This window comes from Agrobacterium sp. AGB01 (genome assembly GCF_014851585.1).
Taxonomy (GTDB): Bacteria; Pseudomonadota; Alphaproteobacteria; order Rhizobiales; family Rhizobiaceae; genus Agrobacterium.
On record NZ_JACVAB010000005.1, the window covers coordinates 264,849 to 282,400 of the forward strand.

General features: G+C 51.8%; 16 protein-coding genes. 14 read left to right on the plus strand and 2 right to left on the minus strand.

Annotation, left to right across the window (positions count from 1 at the left end):
* Positions 1 to 90 precede the first annotated feature (90 nt).
* The 8 genes from IB237_RS18470 (at position 91) to IB237_RS18505 (ending at position 9,241) form a co-directional block, all read left to right on the plus strand.
* Complete coding sequence (locus IB237_RS18470) at positions 91 to 900, plus strand: alpha/beta fold hydrolase (protein WP_192490160.1); 810 nt, start codon at positions 91 to 93, stop codon at positions 898 to 900.
* Between the two features lie 183 nt (positions 901 to 1,083).
* Positions 1,084 to 1,470: a hypothetical protein gene (locus IB237_RS18475; RefSeq protein ID WP_192490161.1), complete on the plus strand. Its 387-nt coding sequence runs from the start codon at positions 1,084 to 1,086 to the stop codon at positions 1,468 to 1,470.
* Between the two features lie 381 nt (positions 1,471 to 1,851).
* A complete protein-coding gene (locus IB237_RS18480; RefSeq protein WP_192490162.1) occupies positions 1,852 to 2,571 on the plus strand; it encodes a phosphatase PAP2 family protein in 720 nt (239 codons plus the stop codon).
* A 140-nt stretch (positions 2,572 to 2,711) separates the two neighbouring features.
* A complete protein-coding gene (locus tag IB237_RS18485) occupies positions 2,712 to 3,740 on the plus strand; it encodes a cytochrome-c peroxidase (RefSeq protein ID WP_192490163.1) in 1,029 nt (342 codons plus the stop codon).
* Positions 3,697 to 6,222 carry a two-component system VirA-like sensor kinase gene (locus tag IB237_RS18490; protein WP_192490164.1) on the plus strand — a complete coding sequence of 842 codons (2,526 nt, stop codon included), beginning with the start codon at positions 3,697 to 3,699 and terminating at the stop codon, positions 6,220 to 6,222. The genes IB237_RS18485 and IB237_RS18490 overlap by 44 nt, the downstream gene beginning before the upstream one ends.
* 792 nt (positions 6,223 to 7,014) lie before the next feature.
* Positions 7,015 to 7,755 (plus strand): response regulator, encoded by a 741-nt coding sequence (locus IB237_RS18495; RefSeq protein WP_192490165.1) that lies wholly within the window; start codon positions 7,015 to 7,017, stop codon positions 7,753 to 7,755.
* Positions 7,756 to 8,012: 257 nt separating this feature from the next.
* Entirely contained in the window at positions 8,013 to 8,873 is an 861-nt protein-coding gene (locus IB237_RS18500; RefSeq protein WP_192490166.1) for an extradiol ring-cleavage dioxygenase, read from the plus strand.
* Positions 8,870 to 9,241, plus strand: coding sequence for a hypothetical protein (locus tag IB237_RS18505; protein WP_192490167.1), 372 nt, complete (start codon positions 8,870 to 8,872; stop codon positions 9,239 to 9,241). Before IB237_RS18500 ends, IB237_RS18505 begins: the two co-directional genes overlap by 4 nt.
* A gap of 23 nt (positions 9,242 to 9,264) precedes the next feature.
* Here IB237_RS18505 and IB237_RS18510 read toward each other — a convergent pair whose 3' ends face one another.
* Positions 9,265 to 10,344: a helix-turn-helix domain-containing protein gene (locus IB237_RS18510; protein ID WP_192490168.1), complete on the minus strand. Its 1,080-nt coding sequence runs from the start codon at positions 10,342 to 10,344 to the stop codon at positions 9,265 to 9,267.
* Between the two features lie 175 nt (positions 10,345 to 10,519).
* On the opposite strand from IB237_RS18510, the gene IB237_RS18515 reads away from it, so the two are divergent.
* The 6 genes from IB237_RS18515 to IB237_RS18540 all read left to right on the plus strand — a co-directional run bounded on the left by IB237_RS18515 (position 10,520) and on the right by IB237_RS18540 (position 16,886).
* Positions 10,520 to 10,765 (plus strand): hypothetical protein, encoded by a 246-nt coding sequence (locus IB237_RS18515; RefSeq protein WP_192490169.1) that lies wholly within the window; start codon positions 10,520 to 10,522, stop codon positions 10,763 to 10,765.
* An 80-nt stretch (positions 10,766 to 10,845) separates the two neighbouring features.
* Positions 10,846 to 12,012 (plus strand): M20 aminoacylase family protein, encoded by a 1,167-nt coding sequence (locus IB237_RS18520; RefSeq protein ID WP_192490170.1) that lies wholly within the window; start codon positions 10,846 to 10,848, stop codon positions 12,010 to 12,012.
* 312 nt (positions 12,013 to 12,324) lie between these two features.
* Entirely contained in the window at positions 12,325 to 13,101 is a 777-nt protein-coding gene (locus tag IB237_RS18525; RefSeq protein ID WP_192490171.1) for an alpha/beta fold hydrolase, read from the plus strand.
* 219 nt (positions 13,102 to 13,320) lie between these two features.
* Positions 13,321 to 14,922 (plus strand): GMC family oxidoreductase, encoded by a 1,602-nt coding sequence (locus IB237_RS18530; RefSeq protein WP_192490172.1) that lies wholly within the window; start codon positions 13,321 to 13,323, stop codon positions 14,920 to 14,922.
* 240 nt (positions 14,923 to 15,162) lie between these two features.
* Positions 15,163 to 15,489: a hypothetical protein gene (locus tag IB237_RS18535; protein ID WP_192490173.1), complete on the plus strand. Its 327-nt coding sequence runs from the start codon at positions 15,163 to 15,165 to the stop codon at positions 15,487 to 15,489.
* A gap of 302 nt (positions 15,490 to 15,791) precedes the next feature.
* Entirely contained in the window at positions 15,792 to 16,886 is a 1,095-nt protein-coding gene (locus IB237_RS18540) for a polyamine ABC transporter substrate-binding protein (protein ID WP_192490174.1), read from the plus strand.
* 126 nt (positions 16,887 to 17,012) lie between these two features.
* On the opposite strand, the gene IB237_RS18545 is transcribed toward IB237_RS18540, so the two are convergent.
* On the minus strand, positions 17,013 to 17,480 hold the full coding sequence (locus tag IB237_RS18545; RefSeq protein ID WP_192490175.1) for a MarR family winged helix-turn-helix transcriptional regulator: 468 nt from the start codon (positions 17,478 to 17,480) through the stop codon (positions 17,013 to 17,015).
* Between the last annotated feature and the right edge of the window lie 72 nt (positions 17,481 to 17,552).

The window sequence follows — 17,552 nt, forward strand, 5'->3', positions numbered from 1 at the left end:
AGCCAAGCCTTCATCGTAGAACTTCCTGCAATGAAAAGAAGTTCAGACGGATTACCCGCATAACAATTCAACGCATGAGAGCAGGCTGACATGTTTGATACCGTAATTCAGAACGTAGATACGTCCCATGGCAATCTTGTCGCCGAGATGACACTTGGCAAGGGTTTGGACGTCGTGCTTATCCACGGCAACTCTTCTTGCCGCAGGGTTTTTCACCGACAGTTAAATTCCCACCTTGGCCGAGACCATCGTTTGATCTGCATAGATTTGCCCGGGCACGGACAGTCCGATGACGCTGAGGTCAAGGAGAGAACATATCCGTTACCCGGCCTCGCAGACGCGTGCATTGAACTTCTTGAAAAGCTGGATCTTAAAAGACCCGTCCTTGTTGGCTGGTCTTTGGGCGGACACGTTGCAATCGAAGTAGCAGCGCGTTCGTACCCACTCCGCGGGCTGTTTCTCACAGGTACGCCACCAGTGGGGCCCGATATATCGGAAGGTTTCAGCGGCGGTCTGCTGAAGGGTCTGGCATCTCGGGGAAAGTTCACCGAACTGGAGGCGATGCAGTTCGTGAACAGAGTTTTCGGCGATGAAGCAACGTACCAACTGGAGCAGGCGGCGATGAGAACAGATTTCAGTTTCCGGACAATCCTGTTCTCCGCTGCGCGAATTACGGAGAAAAGCAATCAGCGCGCCATTGTGAGTTCGACAACCATTCCCACAGCCATTGTCAATGGCGCTGACGATCCGATCATTAACCTGGATTACGTTGATAGCGTGCCTTATTCAAAACTATGGAAGGGTACGTGCTTTCGTATTCCGCGGGCCGGGCATGCCCCGTTTCTCCAGAACAGCGAAGAGTTTAATGGCTATCTGGAAAGATTTCTCGAAGATATCTGAGCTGTCTTCGCCGACTGCAAACATATCCACATTGATAGGGTTCGCGATCCCAGCGGCGTGACGCCAAGCGCCTGCGTAACGGCGGCTCGGCTTAAGCTTGATTGTGCGCCCAGGACAATTCCTGACTTCACCCCCCACAGCACTACCTGAACACCAAACCTTTATTTCAAAGGAGAAATCCGCATGCAAGATTACCGCGAAGAAGCCAGTTTAAAACCTCAGAGCAGCCATCTCCATCTGGTAAGCGTTCGATCTGAAGATGAACTGCGCAGGCCGCGGTTTCGGACGGAAGTTAACGATCCGCACTATACACAAACCGCTGAGAGCATCATCGCCATACTGGGTGAACCGTCGTTCAAACCAACCGAGCCAATTGTGATGTCTCAGCACGTTGATGAAACTGCAACCACGGCTTCAGGCAGTGAGACGGCAGTTGAAAACAGTGCAGAAGACGTTTGGTTCAATGGCATTTTTCCCCTAATCCTCTTGCTTGCTCTCAGCATAATTCACATTACCATCTTTTCCGTTCTCCTGCAGTCTGCGCCACTCTATCCAGACTGGTACCCTTAAGCGGTGACGTGCCTGTCTGTTGCGCCGGGCGGGGATCGTACAACCTCAACGGCACAGCCGAATGAGTGAAAAGCCGGTTAACGGGCGTACCTAGCTGTTAACCTGGCCAGTGACGTCCATCGGGGACCTGTTGGATGTCGTGGGATGGGCAACGTTACAACAGCGCATACTCTCCATCATCGACAGCTAGCGGTGCCCCTTTGATGCGCGAATGTTTACCCGGCGCGTCGCAGTCTCATATTTCAAGTGTAATGATTTTTCACCTCACCGACATAATGCTGAAGTTCAAAAGTCTGAAACGCATTGCGGCCTTGCGGTCGTGAATCACACGTGATGCGACATGCATTTCTAGCCCATCGTATAATTAAGGCTTGAGAACCCATGGTGTTGAAATCCGTAAAATGGCTGTCCGGCCTATCAACAGATACCAGTAAAGACAGTCCGCAAATTCCGGCCTCGCGTAAAGCCAGAATAACTAGGGCTTGCATCGTGGTCATCACATTTGGAACTGTGGCTTTTTTGGACGAAGCCGTCGTGATGGCTGCTCGAGAAACGCCAGCAATCGTTAAGGGTTTTTTTCAGGATCTGACTGAATTTACCGAACCGACAAACCTATTGTCCGCAATCGCGACGTTACTCGTTCTCACAACGCTTTTCGCATTCGTCGTGAGACGTAGTTTGGCTTCAGCATTTGCAAAACTTCTTGGTTTTGTTCTAGTCAGCGGCGTATTTGCACTGTTAGTCGCCATCATTGCAAAAGTATCCATTGGCAGGGCTCGTCCAACGACGTTGGCAGTGCCCGATATGTTTTTCTTCAGCCCATTTTCTGTTTCGCGGGCCTTTGAATCGTTTCCATCCGCCCAAGCTGCCCTTTCTGGCGCCGTTTGTTACTGCATCGTCTCGAGGTTGCCCGGGTGGCGGGGAGCTGCTGTCGGGATGATGGTCGTTATTGCCCTGTCACGTGTTGTTACTGAACAACATTGGCCCACCGACGTACTCGGCGGCTGTATCTTAGGTTGGCTGTGCGCGGCGATCATTTCGCCGCTCTTTTTCAAGCACCCGTCGCTCACCCATAAACCCCAATCAGACATGCATAGATGACGTAAAAAATGAATAAATTGATACTTGTGAAATAATTGAAATTTGATATCCTTACTTGCGGCAGCTTAGGAGGCTAGTCCGTCTTGGGTGATGAGCCTGATTGTCATTTCAAAGTTGAGCCGTAGGGAGCGAAACGCTGTATGGATGAAGTACGCCGTCGCTTCCCGGAAAAACGGTACGTCCAACCTCTGGCGATGGCGGCTGTAATATCGTGCAGTGTTGTCACGACATTTGCGGCGAGCCTAGAGCCTTATCCGGGCCATCAGGAGGCTTTGGCGCCGCTGCCGCCTCCGCCGGTTCTTGATGCAAGTAAGATTGCGCTTGGCCGACGTCTCTTTCACGATCCTGTTCTGTCGGGGCAGAATGCGATGTCATGCAGTACCTGTCACAATCTGCAAACAGGTGGCACGATCCGTCTTTCCAGAACGGTTGGATACCAGGGGAAAGTGCACCAGTTCAACGCGCCCACGATATTTAACGTAGGCAACAATTACCGATTGGGTTGGCGGGGCAGGTTTACGTCTTTAGCGGCGCAGAACGAGACCATTCTTCATGATCCAAATCTGATGGCGATTGAATGGCCTGATTTGCTTTCAAGGCTCAATGGGCAAAAAAGTTACATCGAGGTTTTTACGGCGCAATATGGACGGCAGGCAGACCGCGAAAACGTTCTAGATGCTCTAGTGGCATACCAGCTGTCACTCGTTACCCCGGACTCGTCGTTTGATCAGTACCTTGAAGGTGATCAACAGGCTCTTTCTCCTATCCAGAAACAGGGCCTGAAATTGTTTATGGAGTATGGCTGCGTGTCTTGTCATCAAGGCTCCAACGTCGGTGGCAACATGTTCCAGATATTTGGCGTTTTCGGGGATCCGGATGCGCGCTCCTTGCATGAGCCTGAAGATCTGGAAAAGCGGCTGCAGCGCCACGATAAAGAAGAGAACGTCTTTCGCGTGCCAAGTCTGCGCAACGTGGAGGTCACCGCGCCTTACTTTCATGATGGTCGAACCGAAACGTTGAGGGAGGCGATCGCGATCATGGGGGAGAGCCAGTTAGGTCGCCAGCTCAACGACGAAGATATTGCAGCTTTAGAAGCTTTCCTGAAAAGTTTGACCGGGGTTTATAATGGTAAGCGTCTCTCGACGGCTGTCACTGACGAGTCTCGGTGAAATCCTCCCAATCGGGATCCTGACGATATCGGCAATCATTCTGGCGCTTGTGGTAGCAGGCAGAGATCCCGGCCGTGCTGTCCATGAAGCCGTTATGCAGAACTTGAGGGCAGTTGATGTCAATCATGCGTCTTTGCAGCGCGACGTGCTGCGCGCCAGAGCAGGATTATTGCCGTCATATGACGCGCTCGTCCATTCTGTTTCAAATCTCAGGCGTACCATCAGCGAACTTACCGAGCTTCTGAAAACCCCGCCCTTCAATGATGACGACGAATTGCACCAGCTGCTGACGGACTTGGCAAAAGGCATAGATTCAGATGAGGTCTTGGTTGAAGGGTTCAAGACACGCAACGCTCTTTTGCAAAACTCGATTAGTGTGTTTGGCCAGACACTAACGACTTTACACGAATCCGACAACGAGGTGGTTAAACGTGCGCTGGCCCGTGCAAGCGACCTTGGAAACCTCATGATGCGGTTTTCAACAAGGCCTGACGAAAGCCTCCAGTCCCTGATCCAGGCAAGGCTGTCCCACTTGCCCGAATTCGACACCGCAGCTCCGGTCTTGAAAAGTTTTGGCACCGTGATTGTGCACGCAAAGATGATCTTGGCCGTGTTGCCGCGGGTTGACTCCAAGATCGCAGCTATTCAGGCATCGCCAACACCACTGCGTGCGGAAAAACTTCAGTCAAAGTACGTTAGCATTGCGGCCGATGCGTCGTCGCGAGCGTCTACCAGCCGCATTATGCTGGGGATCATAGCGTCCTTTCTGTCTGTCTATATTTGTGTTCTTGTCTATCGACTTCGTGCACAAACGACCCGTCTGAAGCGACGACTGCACTATGAGCAAGTCATAGCGGATATCAAAGACGATATGGTTGACTGCTGTCCTACAAGATTCCCTGACTTCATGGATCGCGCTCTGGCCCGTATCTCAACCATATTTGGTGCTCATCACGCCAGTTTTGCCGTCTACAACTCCGATCGGTCCGAACTGAGAGACGCACACCAGTTTCCAGACAGCAGTGAAAGCAGGGCTATCCTGAAGGATTTCACCCGCAATCATACTCGCCAGAAAGGCGCTCCGACATTTCGCTTCTACGACAAGACTTCCTGCTGCCATTCTATGAGATTGGGCAACCTCTTTGATGTCCGCGACAGGAACATTTGCCATCTGGTTGTTGGCGCTGAAGTGGGTGAACAGGACATTGCGGTACTTGTTCTTGCGCTCGACAATGCACGCGCGCACTTCACGACAGATGAGATGCACCTGTTGCTGGCGACATTAAAGACGTTCATGGAATTCATCGAGACAATTAAGGGACGGCAGGAGCGCGACGGGCTGGAAACGCGGCTGCAGCACGCACAACGCCTTGAGGCCGTCGGGACTTTGGCTGGAGGCATTGCGCACGAATTCAACAACGTCCTCGGTGCTATCCTCGGATACGGTGAGATGGCAGTTCAGCTTCTTAGAAAACCGTCAGCGACACGCAATTATGTCGAGGAAATACTCAAGAGCGGGGCGCGGGCGAAACATATCGTGGATCAGATTTTGACTTTCAGCCGCAAGCGCGAGCGGATTGTCAAACCATTTGACGTTGCTGATGCCATTGCCGACATCCTGCCTCTCCTGCAGGTTACCTTGGGCAACAAGGTTGTGCTGGACTGGTACCTTTGCCAAACGTCAGCCGTTATCGAAGGCAATCCGGTGGAGATCCACCAGTTGGCTATGAACTTGTGCAAAAATGCCAGTCAGGCATCGGCTCGTGGGCAAAGAGTGAAAATCGAGGTTCAAACTTTTGATGTCGCTCGCACAAAGGCTTTGTCCCATGGCGAAATTGCGCCAGGTGCATATGTCTGCCTTTCGGTCAAAGATGAGGGGCCTGGTATCCCAGAACATGTAATGCCCCATATATTTGAGCCATTTTTTACGACGAATTCCAGTTCTGGTGGTTCGGGTCTTGGCCTTTCTGCCGTCCACGGAATAGTCAGTGCTTTGGGTGGTTGCATCAACGTGGAAAGTGAAAGCGCCAAAGGCACAGAGTTTTCGCTTTATTTTCCGTCCACAGCCAAAGCGCCGCTACCGATAGACAGTTTCTTTAATGAGCGAGCGGTGCCGACCGGAAATGGGGAGCAGGTGATTATTGTTGAGGAGGACAAGATGCTGCGGGAACTCTATGAGGAGAAGGTCGCCGCATTAGGCTACGAGCCGATTGGTTACACAGACATCGTCGATTTGCGCAGGGAGCTTGATCGCGGTATGCGTGCCGATCTCGCTATCTTCAATCAAAAATGCGTTATCGCCAAGGCTGATCTTGGTCATATCGAAACTCTGTTTGGGCAGGGGAGAATGTTGTTACTGGGCGACAGAACCCTCGAACTTACCCCGGAACTTTCTCACCTGCGATCGCGGATATTGAAAACCCCGTTCAGTTCCGCTTCGTTGGCAAATGCCATTTTCGACAGTCTGACCCGTCCCATATGACACGGTACTTAATATTGTCTGGCAGCCACGGTCATCAATGACTGAGCCTTAAAAAGCCTGTGCCGCTCGAACTGGCTTTCAACAAAACACATCCTCTTCGTCGCATGGTGTTTCATGGATTTATGGAGCCACGGAAGGATATATTCTGGTCCTTTCAGTGGCTTAGCTATTGCCCTTATAGTTGCCTGTCGATGCTTCGAACAAAAAAATTACTAAATGTCTGCTTCTTGGATGGGCATTTATTTGCGGTCTCCTAACATCAGTTAGCTTTGGCTACCCCCTCGAAAAAAGCGCCAAACTCAAAAATCAGCCATCAGTTAACAGGCCATCGCTCACAGTCTCGGTCTCAACGGTCCTTGGCTGGGAGCCCTTTGCAATGTTGCATTTGCAATCCTTCACCAGCTTCCGGACATGAACACGAAACTCAGGAGGGAGAGCACATACCCCGCCCAAAAATATCGTCGCGGAACGCAAACCCGGACAATTAATAACTTCAAGGGCGCTTTACAAAATGATAAAATTGATACAAATGATATTTACGGTAATTTCAACCTTCGATAGACGTAGCTTTTTGATAGGTCAAAAAAGGAAACTCAAAGTGTATGATTTGCTGAAACGCCTCTCGGGCCACTGCCATCAAATGGCTTGCGGGTCTGCAAGGGAGGAAGATCTGATAGTGGGTCCGTCCCCGTCAAAACAATCCGTCCCGAACCGAAGACCCATGGACTGCAACGTTTTAGGTCGAGACGAGCAATTAGCCGTCATTTGCCTTGCGGAGATTGGAGCCGCGCCGTGAAACACATATTGGTGATAGACGACGATTCCGCCATGCGCAGCTTGTTGAAGGACTACCTGTCGCAACACGCCTTTAGGGTAACTGTTCTCAGCGGAAGCCAGGACCTTGCCAGAGTTCTGAGCACGGACCCGATTGACCTAATCATCGTCGATCTGAATTTGGGAAATGAAGACGGTCTCGACATTGTTCGAAAGCTATCAAGCACGTCAGATTATCCTATTATAATCATAAGCGGAGATAGGCTTGAAGAGGCCGACAAAGTCGTTGGTCTGGAACTGGGAGCTGTCGACTACATCACTAAGCCCTTTGGCACGCGGGAGTTGTTGGCACGCGTTCGCTCATCATTGCGAGAAAAACCTGCCATAGAAGTCAAGAAAGACAAGAAAATATATTCATTTAACGAATGGGAGCTCAACATCAAGCTTCGTAAGCTGATGTATTGCGGCGAACAAGAAGTGAAGCTGACAGCAGGTGAGTTCAACCTTTTGACAGCTTTTCTGCGATCGCCGCGTCAGGTCCTGTCACGTGAGCAGCTCCTTTCGGCAAGTCGAATTTACAATGAAGAAGTGTTCGATAGGAGTATCGACGTTCTGATCCTGAGATTACGCCGAAAGCTGGAGAAGGATCCTTCACAGCCAGCGTTAATCAAGACGGAGAGGGGCGCCGGTTACATGTTTGATGCGGATGTAACCGCGACGTACAGAGGCGCGACTAGCAGGATGGTTGGCAGAGCTTAGGTTGTCGCTCCCTGCAGTGTCATGAAGCGATCAAGGACAAGGGTGTCCTCGAAATACGGCGCGCGGCTATCTCCGCGCGTCCCGACAAACTGTTACACCCGCAACAGAAACATGCATATCTGAAACAACCGCGAAAGCGTTCCTGCCTAAGAAAGCTGATGCAAACCTCACAGTTCGGGTAGGTTAAATCGCACTAGCATTCTCAATGCTTCAGTCTGGCCCGACTTAACCCTATCTGTTTATTTAGGAGCAGGGCATTGGCTAAACTAGTTGCCACACTGGCATCCACTCACCACCCATTTTATCTTAGAGCGACCACAGCGCCTGCTGAGGAGCAGATGCCTCAGGCGCCGGAATGGAGACTCAAAGTTGAAGCGTATCGCGAGACTTTGGCACGCGCGCAGCCTGATATCCTCGTCATGGTCGGATCTGACCATTTTCATCAGATTTTTCTGGATAATTGTCCGCAATTTCTGATCGGGAAGGCTCCAAGGTATGACGCGACATTTTATAACGAAGAGCGCGAATTTGGCCTGCCGAAATACATGTTGCAGGGCGATGAGGCTATGTCGGCGTTCATGCACACGTCATTGCTTGATCAGAACTTTGACTTTGCATTCTCCAATGAATTGAAGATCGACCACTCGATCGTTTGCCCGATCATTACTTTACGGCCCCAAAACGACCTGCCCATTGTGCCAATATACACCAATATCTTTGCACCACCCTTGCCGTCAGTCAGACGGTTTTATGACCTTGGCCTGGCTATTCGCCGAGCGATTGAGGGCTTTCCATCTTCGAAAAGGGTCGCAGCAATCGGTACCGGCCATCTTTCCCTAGAGTTGGGCGGACCTCGTCAATTCACGGAGACGGGACCGGATCCGGTATTTGACCGGCAAGCTATTGAGTGGCTTCGTGCTGGTGATGTCGAAGCAATACTTCGAAATGTCAGCCACGAGAGTATGGAAAAAAGCGGAAACGCGACGCACGGTTTTCTGAATTTTATACTGATGCTGGGGGTCGCTGGTGCGGAATGTGCTGATTACGTCGACAATCTCGATCTGTTTCACACAATGGAAGCATATTTTACCTGGTATCCAAAGGAGCCTGCCGCGTGAGCAAATATTTCGTCAACAAGTTTCTCTTCATGGTGGACCGAGATCCCGCATTGTTGCGGCAGTATACCATCGATCCACATGGCCTTGTCGCACGTTGGGAACAAACGATCGGTGCGACTCTGCTGTCAAATTCAGCAGAGGAATCGACAGTTTTGAGCTTGACGGTAGATGAGCGCAATGCGCTCACCGCACATGACTTCGTGGCTTTGTTTGAGATGGGAGCACATTTCTTTCTCAATCTCACTCTTTTCATAGGCATCTACGACGAGCCATATGCCGCGAGGTCAGGACCGCTATCATTTCAGCGGGAATTTGCGGGTAAGCTGGCGCATTGGCAGGGCCTCACCTACCCATCCGTGGCTACGTAAGCGCTGTCGACGTGTGTGTCCGCTCAGATGGCAGAATACGCGTTTTGCTCTTCACGTTGTTGGGCGCGAACGCGAATTAAGTTGGTAGTTGCCTCGGCGATAGTTGTCAGCGCTTCGAATTCAGAAGGGGCCAAGGTACGCGGTACAACGTCGATGACGCATATTGAGCCAAGCGCGAAGTCGAATTTGTCGCGAACGGGAGCGCCCGCGTAAAATCGAAAGCCAAATGGCGCTGCAAGCGCCGGATTGCCCTCGAATATCTCAACTCTCGACAGGTCTTCTATCACCGTAAATTTGTTCGCCATGAGCGTACTGTTACAGAATGCCCAGTCTCGAGGGGTCTGTTCTCCTTCAAACCCTATTCGCGATTTGAACCACTGTGCGTCCTTGGTGATCAAAGTGAACATTGCGACAGGAGCATGCGTGACGTCGGCTGCCAGGCGTACAAGGCGATCAAAGCTCGTGTCGGGTGGCGATTGAAGCAACTCGGACTGCTTCACTGCCTCCAGACGCGCACGTTCATTCCAGGGCGTCGGAAAGCCGGCGGACAAATTATCAGCTGGCTTGGTCGATCGCAGATAATCCACGACCGCTGCGCTCATCTGCGAGACGTCGCTCGACATCTTCACTTGTACGCGCCGGGACATCCGCGTCGCTGGATGATTAACGTCGGCTTCGGTTGCACTGACGATAAGCGTTTGTCTGTAGCGAACATCGTTGCCGAGCGCGGTTATGAGCCGCTTTCGATCAGGTTCATCTGCGTTTTCAACGATAATCAGCATAGGAGGGATGACCGCGATCAACTTGGACAAGGCCTCGACATCTTCCACGACATCCAGGAGCAAGCCTGATCCGGGAAGGCCGGTCAGCTGCCAGTGGGCACCGCGACCTTGAGCTGCGACAACCACACCCCGGGCTGAAACCCGAATATCATCGGAATGGGGATCATCAATCAGATCCAGAACTGCCTGTCGGGGAATTCGTCTGTGTCCGCCTGGTGTTTTCCAAGACGGCAATTGACCGCTTTCCACCCATAACTGGGCAGTTCGCACAGAAACACCTAATAACTCCGCGGCGTCCGCCGTAGTCAGAATATCTTTCACGTACTTACCCACTAATTGAACATTAGATATAGTAAAATATGGAAAATATGCAAGAAGTGTTGGAATTGGCAATCTATTCCATTTGTAATCAACACACCCATCGCTGATACGAAAGCGAAACCTCACCTCGCCAACCTGCAGGCTCCTAAAGCGGCCTATAGGCGGGAGATTTGTCATGAAGTTGAGTGTTTCTTCAGGAACCATTTCGCGGCTTAGCCCGCTGTACTCTGCGCTTCTCAAGGGCGCCAGCAGAGCGTTTTCGTTTCTCAAACAAAGCGTCGGTATCGGTAGTGTAGCCTACTACTTTTCTCCTTATTACCCGTGGCCTGACGAGGGTGATTTTCTGCATTTGCAAGTCGACGGCCGCCTGACGGACTGTGAAGACAAGGTGGCCCCATTAGAACCAGATCACACCGACTGACCACCCGGCTCGAATGTGCTGGTGGCGAACGTGAGACCAGCATGGCGGTCTATCATTATTCAAGACATAGGATTTTCAAGATGCTGCTTGCGCACGGTATTGGCGAGATGGGTGATGACGTGATTGCCTGGCGGCGACATCTCCACCAGAACCCGGAACTTCTCTACGACGTCCATGCGACTGCCCGTTTCATCACTGACAAACTCTCGCAATTCGGTTGCGATGTGATTGAGACTGGTATCGGCGAAACCGGGGTTGTGGGGCTTATCAAAGGAAGGTTGGGCGAGGGGCCGGTCATCGGGTTGCGGGCAGATATGGATGCCCTGCCGATCCTTGAACGAAGCGGCAAATCCTGGGCGTCGAAGATATCCGGTCGTGCGCATTCCTGCGGGCACGATGGTCACATGGCCATGCTCCTTGGAGCCACGCGATACCTCAGTGGAACGCGCAATTTCCGAGGTGCAGTGGCTGTTATCTTTCAGCCAGCGGAGGAAGGTGGGGCTGGGGCGCTTGCCATGGTCAAGGACGGGCTCATGGAGAGGTTTGACATAGAACGTGTGTTTGGGATGCATAATGAGCCCATGCTTCCTGTTGGATATTTTGCAATCCGGGCAGGAGCAATTCTGGCTGCTGCCGACACTTTCGATATCGTTGTTCACGGTCGTGGCGGGCATGCTGGTCAACCACATCTTTCAATTGATCCCATTGTGGTCGCCTCCCACCTTGTCATCGCGCTCCAGACTATCGTGTCGCGCGAAACCGAACCATCCGATGCGCTGGTGATTACGGTCGCATCCATTCAAGGGGGGAATGCCCATAACGTAATCCCGAACACAGTGAGATTGACTGGGACCGTGAGAACGTTGAACGCTGGAATGCGCGCATTTGCGGAAAGGAGGCTGAAGGATGTGACGCGATTAACGACAAGCACCTTTGGGGCCACAGCAGACGTCTCTTATAACCACGGTTATCCCGTAACATTCAACCATGAGAAAGAGACCGAGATCGCTCTAGAGGCGGCAAAACTGGTCGTTGGCGAAAAGAAGGTAGCGTCTGACATCAAGCCCCGCATGGCAGCAGAAGACTTCGCCTACATGCTGGAAAGCAGACCGGGTGCTTTCATAATCATAGGAAACGGCGATACGCCAGGATTACATAATCCCGCCTATGATTTTAACGATGACGCCATCCCATTCGGCGTGAGTTACTGGGTTCGTCTCGTTGAGACAATTCTCTCCCAACGATGAATGACCGCGTGGTGGCGCAGCACAATATCCCGCTGACTTTCGAGGCAGGTGGCTTGGCGCACGCGTCTGCCCATGTTTGAACTTGAATAGATGGCATTACTGCGAACACCGCCCAACTATTTGAAAAGCCGCGGTTTTCCCTTAGTCGTTGACGACAAAACAAAAATAAGGTGCAGCGGTAAAACCATAACCAGCCGCACTTGCGAGCGCCAATAAACCCGTCTCGAAAAAAAGGAGTTGACTGAGATGGTGATGTCTGGTTTTATATAGTTATCGCGATAATAGTTATCGCATAACAACGGAGTGATGCAGATGACCGACAACAAATTCCTCACAGCTGCCGCCGCTATCGCTATCGCCGCCGCAGGACATGCAACTTCAGTATCAGCAGCCCAGCCCGTCAAGAATGTCGTCCTCGTCCACGGTGCATTCGCAGACGGTTCGGGATGGCGCGGCGTTTACGATCAGCTCACCCGGCGTGGCTACAAGGTAACGATTGTCCAGAACCCCCTGACTTCTCTTGACGACGATGTTGCCGCGACAAACCGCGCACTCGACCGTCAGGACGGCCCAACCATTCTTGTCGGTCACTCCTGGGGCGGTACCGTCATCACGGAGGCAGGCATTCACGCCAATGTCGCTGGCCTGGTGTATGTGTCGGCCCTGTCTCCAGATGCTGGTGAAACGACCGGCCAGCAATATGAGGGTTTTGCCCCAGCCTCCGAATTTGTGATCGACAAGGCCGATGACGGCTTCGGTTTTGTCAGCCCCGAGAAATTCAAAGCCGGGTTTGCCCATGATGTCAGTGATGAAGATGCTGCCTTCATGCGAGACTCCCAGGTTCCTATCAATCTGGAGGTGTTCGGCACAAAGCTCAAAAATGCTGCCTGGCGCACCAAGCCCAGCTGGGCTGTCATTGCTACGGAAGACAAGGCCTTTGATCAGGCGATGCTCATTCACATGGCTGAGCGGATCAAGGCGAAGATTACCAAGGTCTCAGCCAGCCATGCGCTGTTCATGACACAGCCAAAGGTTGTCGCAGACACGATCGATGAGGCCGCCAAGACAATTCAAAGCAAAGCAAACTGACAACAACAAAGCAAACTGACAACAGAAACATCAAGCGAGTGCAAAAATGCACTCGCTTGAAAACACCAATGCATTTTCCAGACGAGTTCGGCCCGTTCACTTCAAATGAAACTGACGGACCACAAGCTGAAATCTCTGTCTAACGCGGCTCCCGACATAGATCGGTTGAGCATTGCGCTCGGCGCAACAACACATTTAATTCAACATACAAGGTGACTTATGGAACACGCCACAACAGACCGCGACGGTCCGGAAGCACGGGCTCATCGCACTAAATTTCGTACCCATTTCGATTTCATCATCTGCGGAGCTGGCTCTAGCGGCTCTGTGGTCGCTGCTCGCCTGGCCCAGGACAAAAACGTTCAGGTCCTTCTTATTGAGGCTGGTGGCGACGACAACGCGCCTTCGATTTCAGACCCGGCACAATGGCCGCTTAATCTTGGTTCATCGCACGACTGGGCATTCGAGGGCGAGCCCTCACCACACCTTAATGGTCGTCGTCTTCCCTTGAACATGGGCAAGGTACTCGGCGGTGGGTCCAGTATCAATGTCATGGTTTGGGCCCGCGGTCACAAGGCTGACTGGGACTATTTTGCTGACGAGACAGGTGATCCGGACTGGGGATACGATTCTATTCTGAACTATTACCGTCGTATTGAAGATTGGCAGGGTAAAGCTGATCCTACACGACGGGGGGCGGGTGGACCGGTATATGTTGCACAGCCCCATTCCCCTCAGCCGCTTGCGGAGATCACGGTTGATGCCGCGAAGGATCTCGGCATCGCAAAATTTGAAAGCGCCAATGGCGAGATGATGGAGGGTGATGGCGGAGCCGCCATTGCTGAGTTGCGAATCCGTGACAACAAGCGGCAGTCGATTTTTCGTTCATATACGCAACCGATCATGAGCCAGCCAAACCTCACGGTCTTGACGGGCGCGCTTGTCACTCGGATCATTTTTTCAGGCAAGACAGCCGTCGGCGTAGAAGCCATGGTTGGTGATAAGATTTTGCGCGTCGGTGCCGATCGCGAAGTTGTGCTATCTCTTGGGGCGGTACATACGCCCAAAGTGCTTATGCAATCCGGTATTGGACCGGAAAATGAATTGCGACGCCACGGTATTCCTATGGTCCAGGGCCTTCCGGGGGTTGGGGAAAATCATCAGGACCACATAGCCTTCGGCTGCACCTGGGAATATTTGAAACCTCAATTGGTGGGTGGTGGCGGCTGCGAAGCAGTGCTCTATGCAAAGAGCGATGCGCGCTTGCCTGCGCCTGATATGGTGCAGTGCCAGCTGGAATTCGCAGTGCCGCCGCCACCTGAGGTAGGATTGCAAGCGCCTGAACATGGTTGGACGATGTTCGCCGGGCTTGCTCAGCCCAAGAGCCGTGGACGCGTTCGCCTGTCCGGCTCGCAACCCAACGACCCGATCATTGTTACACCCAACTCACTGAGCGATCCTCAGGATATGGAGACAGCCTTTCGCACTATCGAATTGTGCAGGGAATTGGGCAACAGTGATCGTTTTCGGTCCTTGATCAAGCGGGAAGTCATTCCCGCCATACGCGATCGCGCGAGTATGGAGAACTTTATACGCAACTCCGCTGTCACGTATTGGCACCAGTCGTGTACGGCCAAAATGGGACGAGATGCCATGTCAGTCGTTGATTCACGCCTGCGTGTGTATGGTGTCAAAAATCTGCGCATTGCCGACGCCTCGGTTATGCCGAGAATACCCGTGGGCAATTTGATGGCTCCATGTGTGGTGGTCGGCGAGCGTGCGGCAGACATGTTAAAGGCGGATAACGGAATTTCGTCCTGACCTTTATGACTGGCTTACAGGCTCCTCAGAGCCTGTAAGCTGCGTCCTATTGTGGGGTGCTGGCGGCAATGTCGCCCTGTTGTTGCCCGTCAGTAAGCGTCAGAAAACCTTCGCTACCCTGTGTGAGCAGACCTTTCAAATAACCGGGCATGTTTCATTTATAAGACATAAGTAATGAAATGTAACTCGGCTGAAAAGCGGCCATGAAATTCTAGTCTCTCATGCGACGGAGGTGAGGGAATGGGAGTTGGACCCGAGGACTACGCTGAAAAAGCGCCAAGTAGTGACAGACCTGAAGACCTCAATCCAAAGCGATCCGAGAGACGCAGGAAAGAGCTGATATCGTGGGATTATCAAGATCGGTTATTTGATAAATCTGGCCAGAAATTTGGTGCTAAATGCGCTCCTGATTTGCCCGTTACGTTGGATCTGAGGCAACGCAATGAACAGTCATTCCATTCTTCCGACGGTGAACCAGATGAATTCCGACAACTATACACGATCGGCGCGGCAGCCTTATCTCTGCTGAGCATCATGGCCGTTCTATATTTTATTCTGTGCCATTGATGATGTTTTGCGCGCACCATTCTTTGCTTTAGTTTCGCCAGTCACATAGCGCAACGCGCAGGTGTCGTACTGCAATTGAAATGTGAATCCACAAAACGGAAATACAGAGGAAACAGGTCGCACGCATTTTTGGCCGTCGTCCGTATTTCAAGTGTGCCCAGTTTGATCCAGAAACGTCTTGGCTGCAGCCATTAGCCTCTTAGGGGCGCGGCCTGGCAATTCTTTGTCGGCACCGTCGAAGGGCCCGTCTCACACTGAATTACTCGCGACGCTATGTTATCAACTTCATAAAAGAGGCATTTATGCACGAAATATTGTTGCGCGTAATCTTCGGCGCTGCCGTTATCGGTAGTGCGACTTCCGCCATCGCTGCTGACCGCGTTGTGCACGTTTACAACTGGTCCGACTATATCGAACAGTCAATACTTGATGATTTTACAAAAGAAACAGGAATAAAGGTTATATACGACGTATTCGACAACAACGAACTGCTTGAGACAAAACTCCTCGCAGGAGCATCAGGCTACGATGTTGTTGTTCCGACCGGCCCCTTCCTTGCCAGACAGATCAACGCAGGGGTTTTCCAGAAACTGGATAAATCGAAGCTCACCAATCTCCCCAATATGTGGCCGGACATCATGACACGGCTTGCTGCTTATGATCCTGGAAATCAATATGCCGTCAATTACATGTGGGGCACGACAAGCATCGGATATAATGTCGACAAGGTCAAAACTGCGTTAGGCGATGTCGCAATCGACAGCTGGGACGTACTTTTTGCCCCCGACAATGCAAAAAAGCTGGCAGCGTGCGGCATCAATATTTTGGACGCGCCTGACGAGACGGTCGCTATTGCCATGTCTTACCTCGGTAAAAATCCCGATAGCAAACAATCGGATGATCTCAAGAGTGGTGTTGAGGTCTTCAAATCAATCCGTCGGTCGGTGCGCTCGTTCAATTCGTCGGCCTATATCAATGAGCTTGCAACAGGCGACATTTGCATTTCGATCGGTTTCTCGGGTGACGTGCTGCAGGCGAAGGCAAGGGCGGAAGAAGCTGGCAACGGGGTCAATTTGGGTTACGTCATTCCCAAAGAGGGCACTTATATGTGGTTTGACAATCTGGCCATTCCTGCCGATGCAAAAAACGTGGATGAAGCACATGCTTTCATCAATTATCTGATGAAGCCCGAAGTCATTGCCAGAGCTTCCAATTACGTACAATACGCAAATGGTAACCTTGCATCTCAAGAGTTTCTAGATGAGGAAGTTCGCAAAAACCCCTCAATCTATCCTTCAGCGGCGGTCCTCGACAGGCTTTTTACAATTTCACCATACGACGCTACGCAACAGCGTGTGCTGAACAGGCTGTGGACGGCGCTCAAATCAGAGAATTAGGCCAGCTGCCTTAAGAAAATGCAGTGGGCCATTTCTTAATGGCCCACGTTGCGAACGCACTGATCTTGGCGGGATGCATTTACAGTGTCGTCATGGTGCTTGGCACAGATGCAGGGCTCTCGTCGGTCAGACGGGAGCACTCCAACCTTCAATATTCGCGTAAATTGCGTCGCGTAGATTTCTGATGTCGCGGTTGAGAAGGGCCAGATCATGTGGACTATGTGCAGACGCTGATAGTAAAGCGTCGCTTAGACAACCAGCTTTTCGCTGCAAGGCGCGCCCCTCGTCAGTAAGCGCCACAACAACTTGCCGTTCATTCTCTTTACTGCGAGTTCTATGCAACAGGCCCGCAACTTCAAGTCGTTTCAGGAGTGGTGTCAGTGTACTGGATTCCAGGGCAAGGCTGTTGGCAATCGATCCAACCGTTTGCTCGTCTTGAGCCCAAAGAATATTCAGCACGAGATACTGGGGGTAAGTCAGACCGAGTTCGTCAAGAAAAGGCTTGTATGCTCGCTGTATTGCGATCCCGGCCGAATAGATCGAGTAGCAGAGTTGCGCGGTTAAAGGGGGCGGGGGATTGGCTTTATCAGTCATTTGAGTGCTCCTGTCACTCAAAGATTTACGTTCTCGCATCGCGAAAATCAATATCGCGATAACGAAAATCTC

Bases quoted from the DNA above. Each gene is read 5' to 3' on its own strand.
- IB237_RS18470 (WP_192490160.1), top strand. From the start codon at position 91: ATGTTTGATACCGTAATTCAGAACGTAGATACGTCCCATGGCAATCTT.
- IB237_RS18475 (WP_192490161.1), top strand. From the start codon at position 1,084: ATGCAAGATTACCGCGAAGAAGCCAGTTTAAAACCTCAGAGCAGCCAT.
- IB237_RS18480 (WP_192490162.1), top strand. From the start codon at position 1,852: ATGGTGTTGAAATCCGTAAAATGGCTGTCCGGCCTATCAACAGATACC.
- IB237_RS18485 (WP_192490163.1), top strand. From the start codon at position 2,712: ATGGATGAAGTACGCCGTCGCTTCCCGGAAAAACGGTACGTCCAACCT.
- IB237_RS18490 (WP_192490164.1), top strand. From the start codon at position 3,697: ATGGTAAGCGTCTCTCGACGGCTGTCACTGACGAGTCTCGGTGAAATC.
- IB237_RS18515 (WP_192490169.1), top strand. From the start codon at position 10,520: ATGAAGTTGAGTGTTTCTTCAGGAACCATTTCGCGGCTTAGCCCGCTG.
- IB237_RS18520 (WP_192490170.1), top strand. From the start codon at position 10,846: ATGCTGCTTGCGCACGGTATTGGCGAGATGGGTGATGACGTGATTGCC.
- IB237_RS18525 (WP_192490171.1), top strand. From the start codon at position 12,325: ATGACCGACAACAAATTCCTCACAGCTGCCGCCGCTATCGCTATCGCC.
- IB237_RS18530 (WP_192490172.1), top strand. From the start codon at position 13,321: ATGGAACACGCCACAACAGACCGCGACGGTCCGGAAGCACGGGCTCAT.
- IB237_RS18535 (WP_192490173.1), top strand. From the start codon at position 15,163: ATGGGAGTTGGACCCGAGGACTACGCTGAAAAAGCGCCAAGTAGTGAC.
- IB237_RS18540 (WP_192490174.1), top strand. From the start codon at position 15,792: ATGCACGAAATATTGTTGCGCGTAATCTTCGGCGCTGCCGTTATCGGT.
- IB237_RS18545 (WP_192490175.1), bottom strand. From the start codon at position 17,480: ATGACTGATAAAGCCAATCCCCCGCCCCCTTTAACCGCGCAACTCTGC.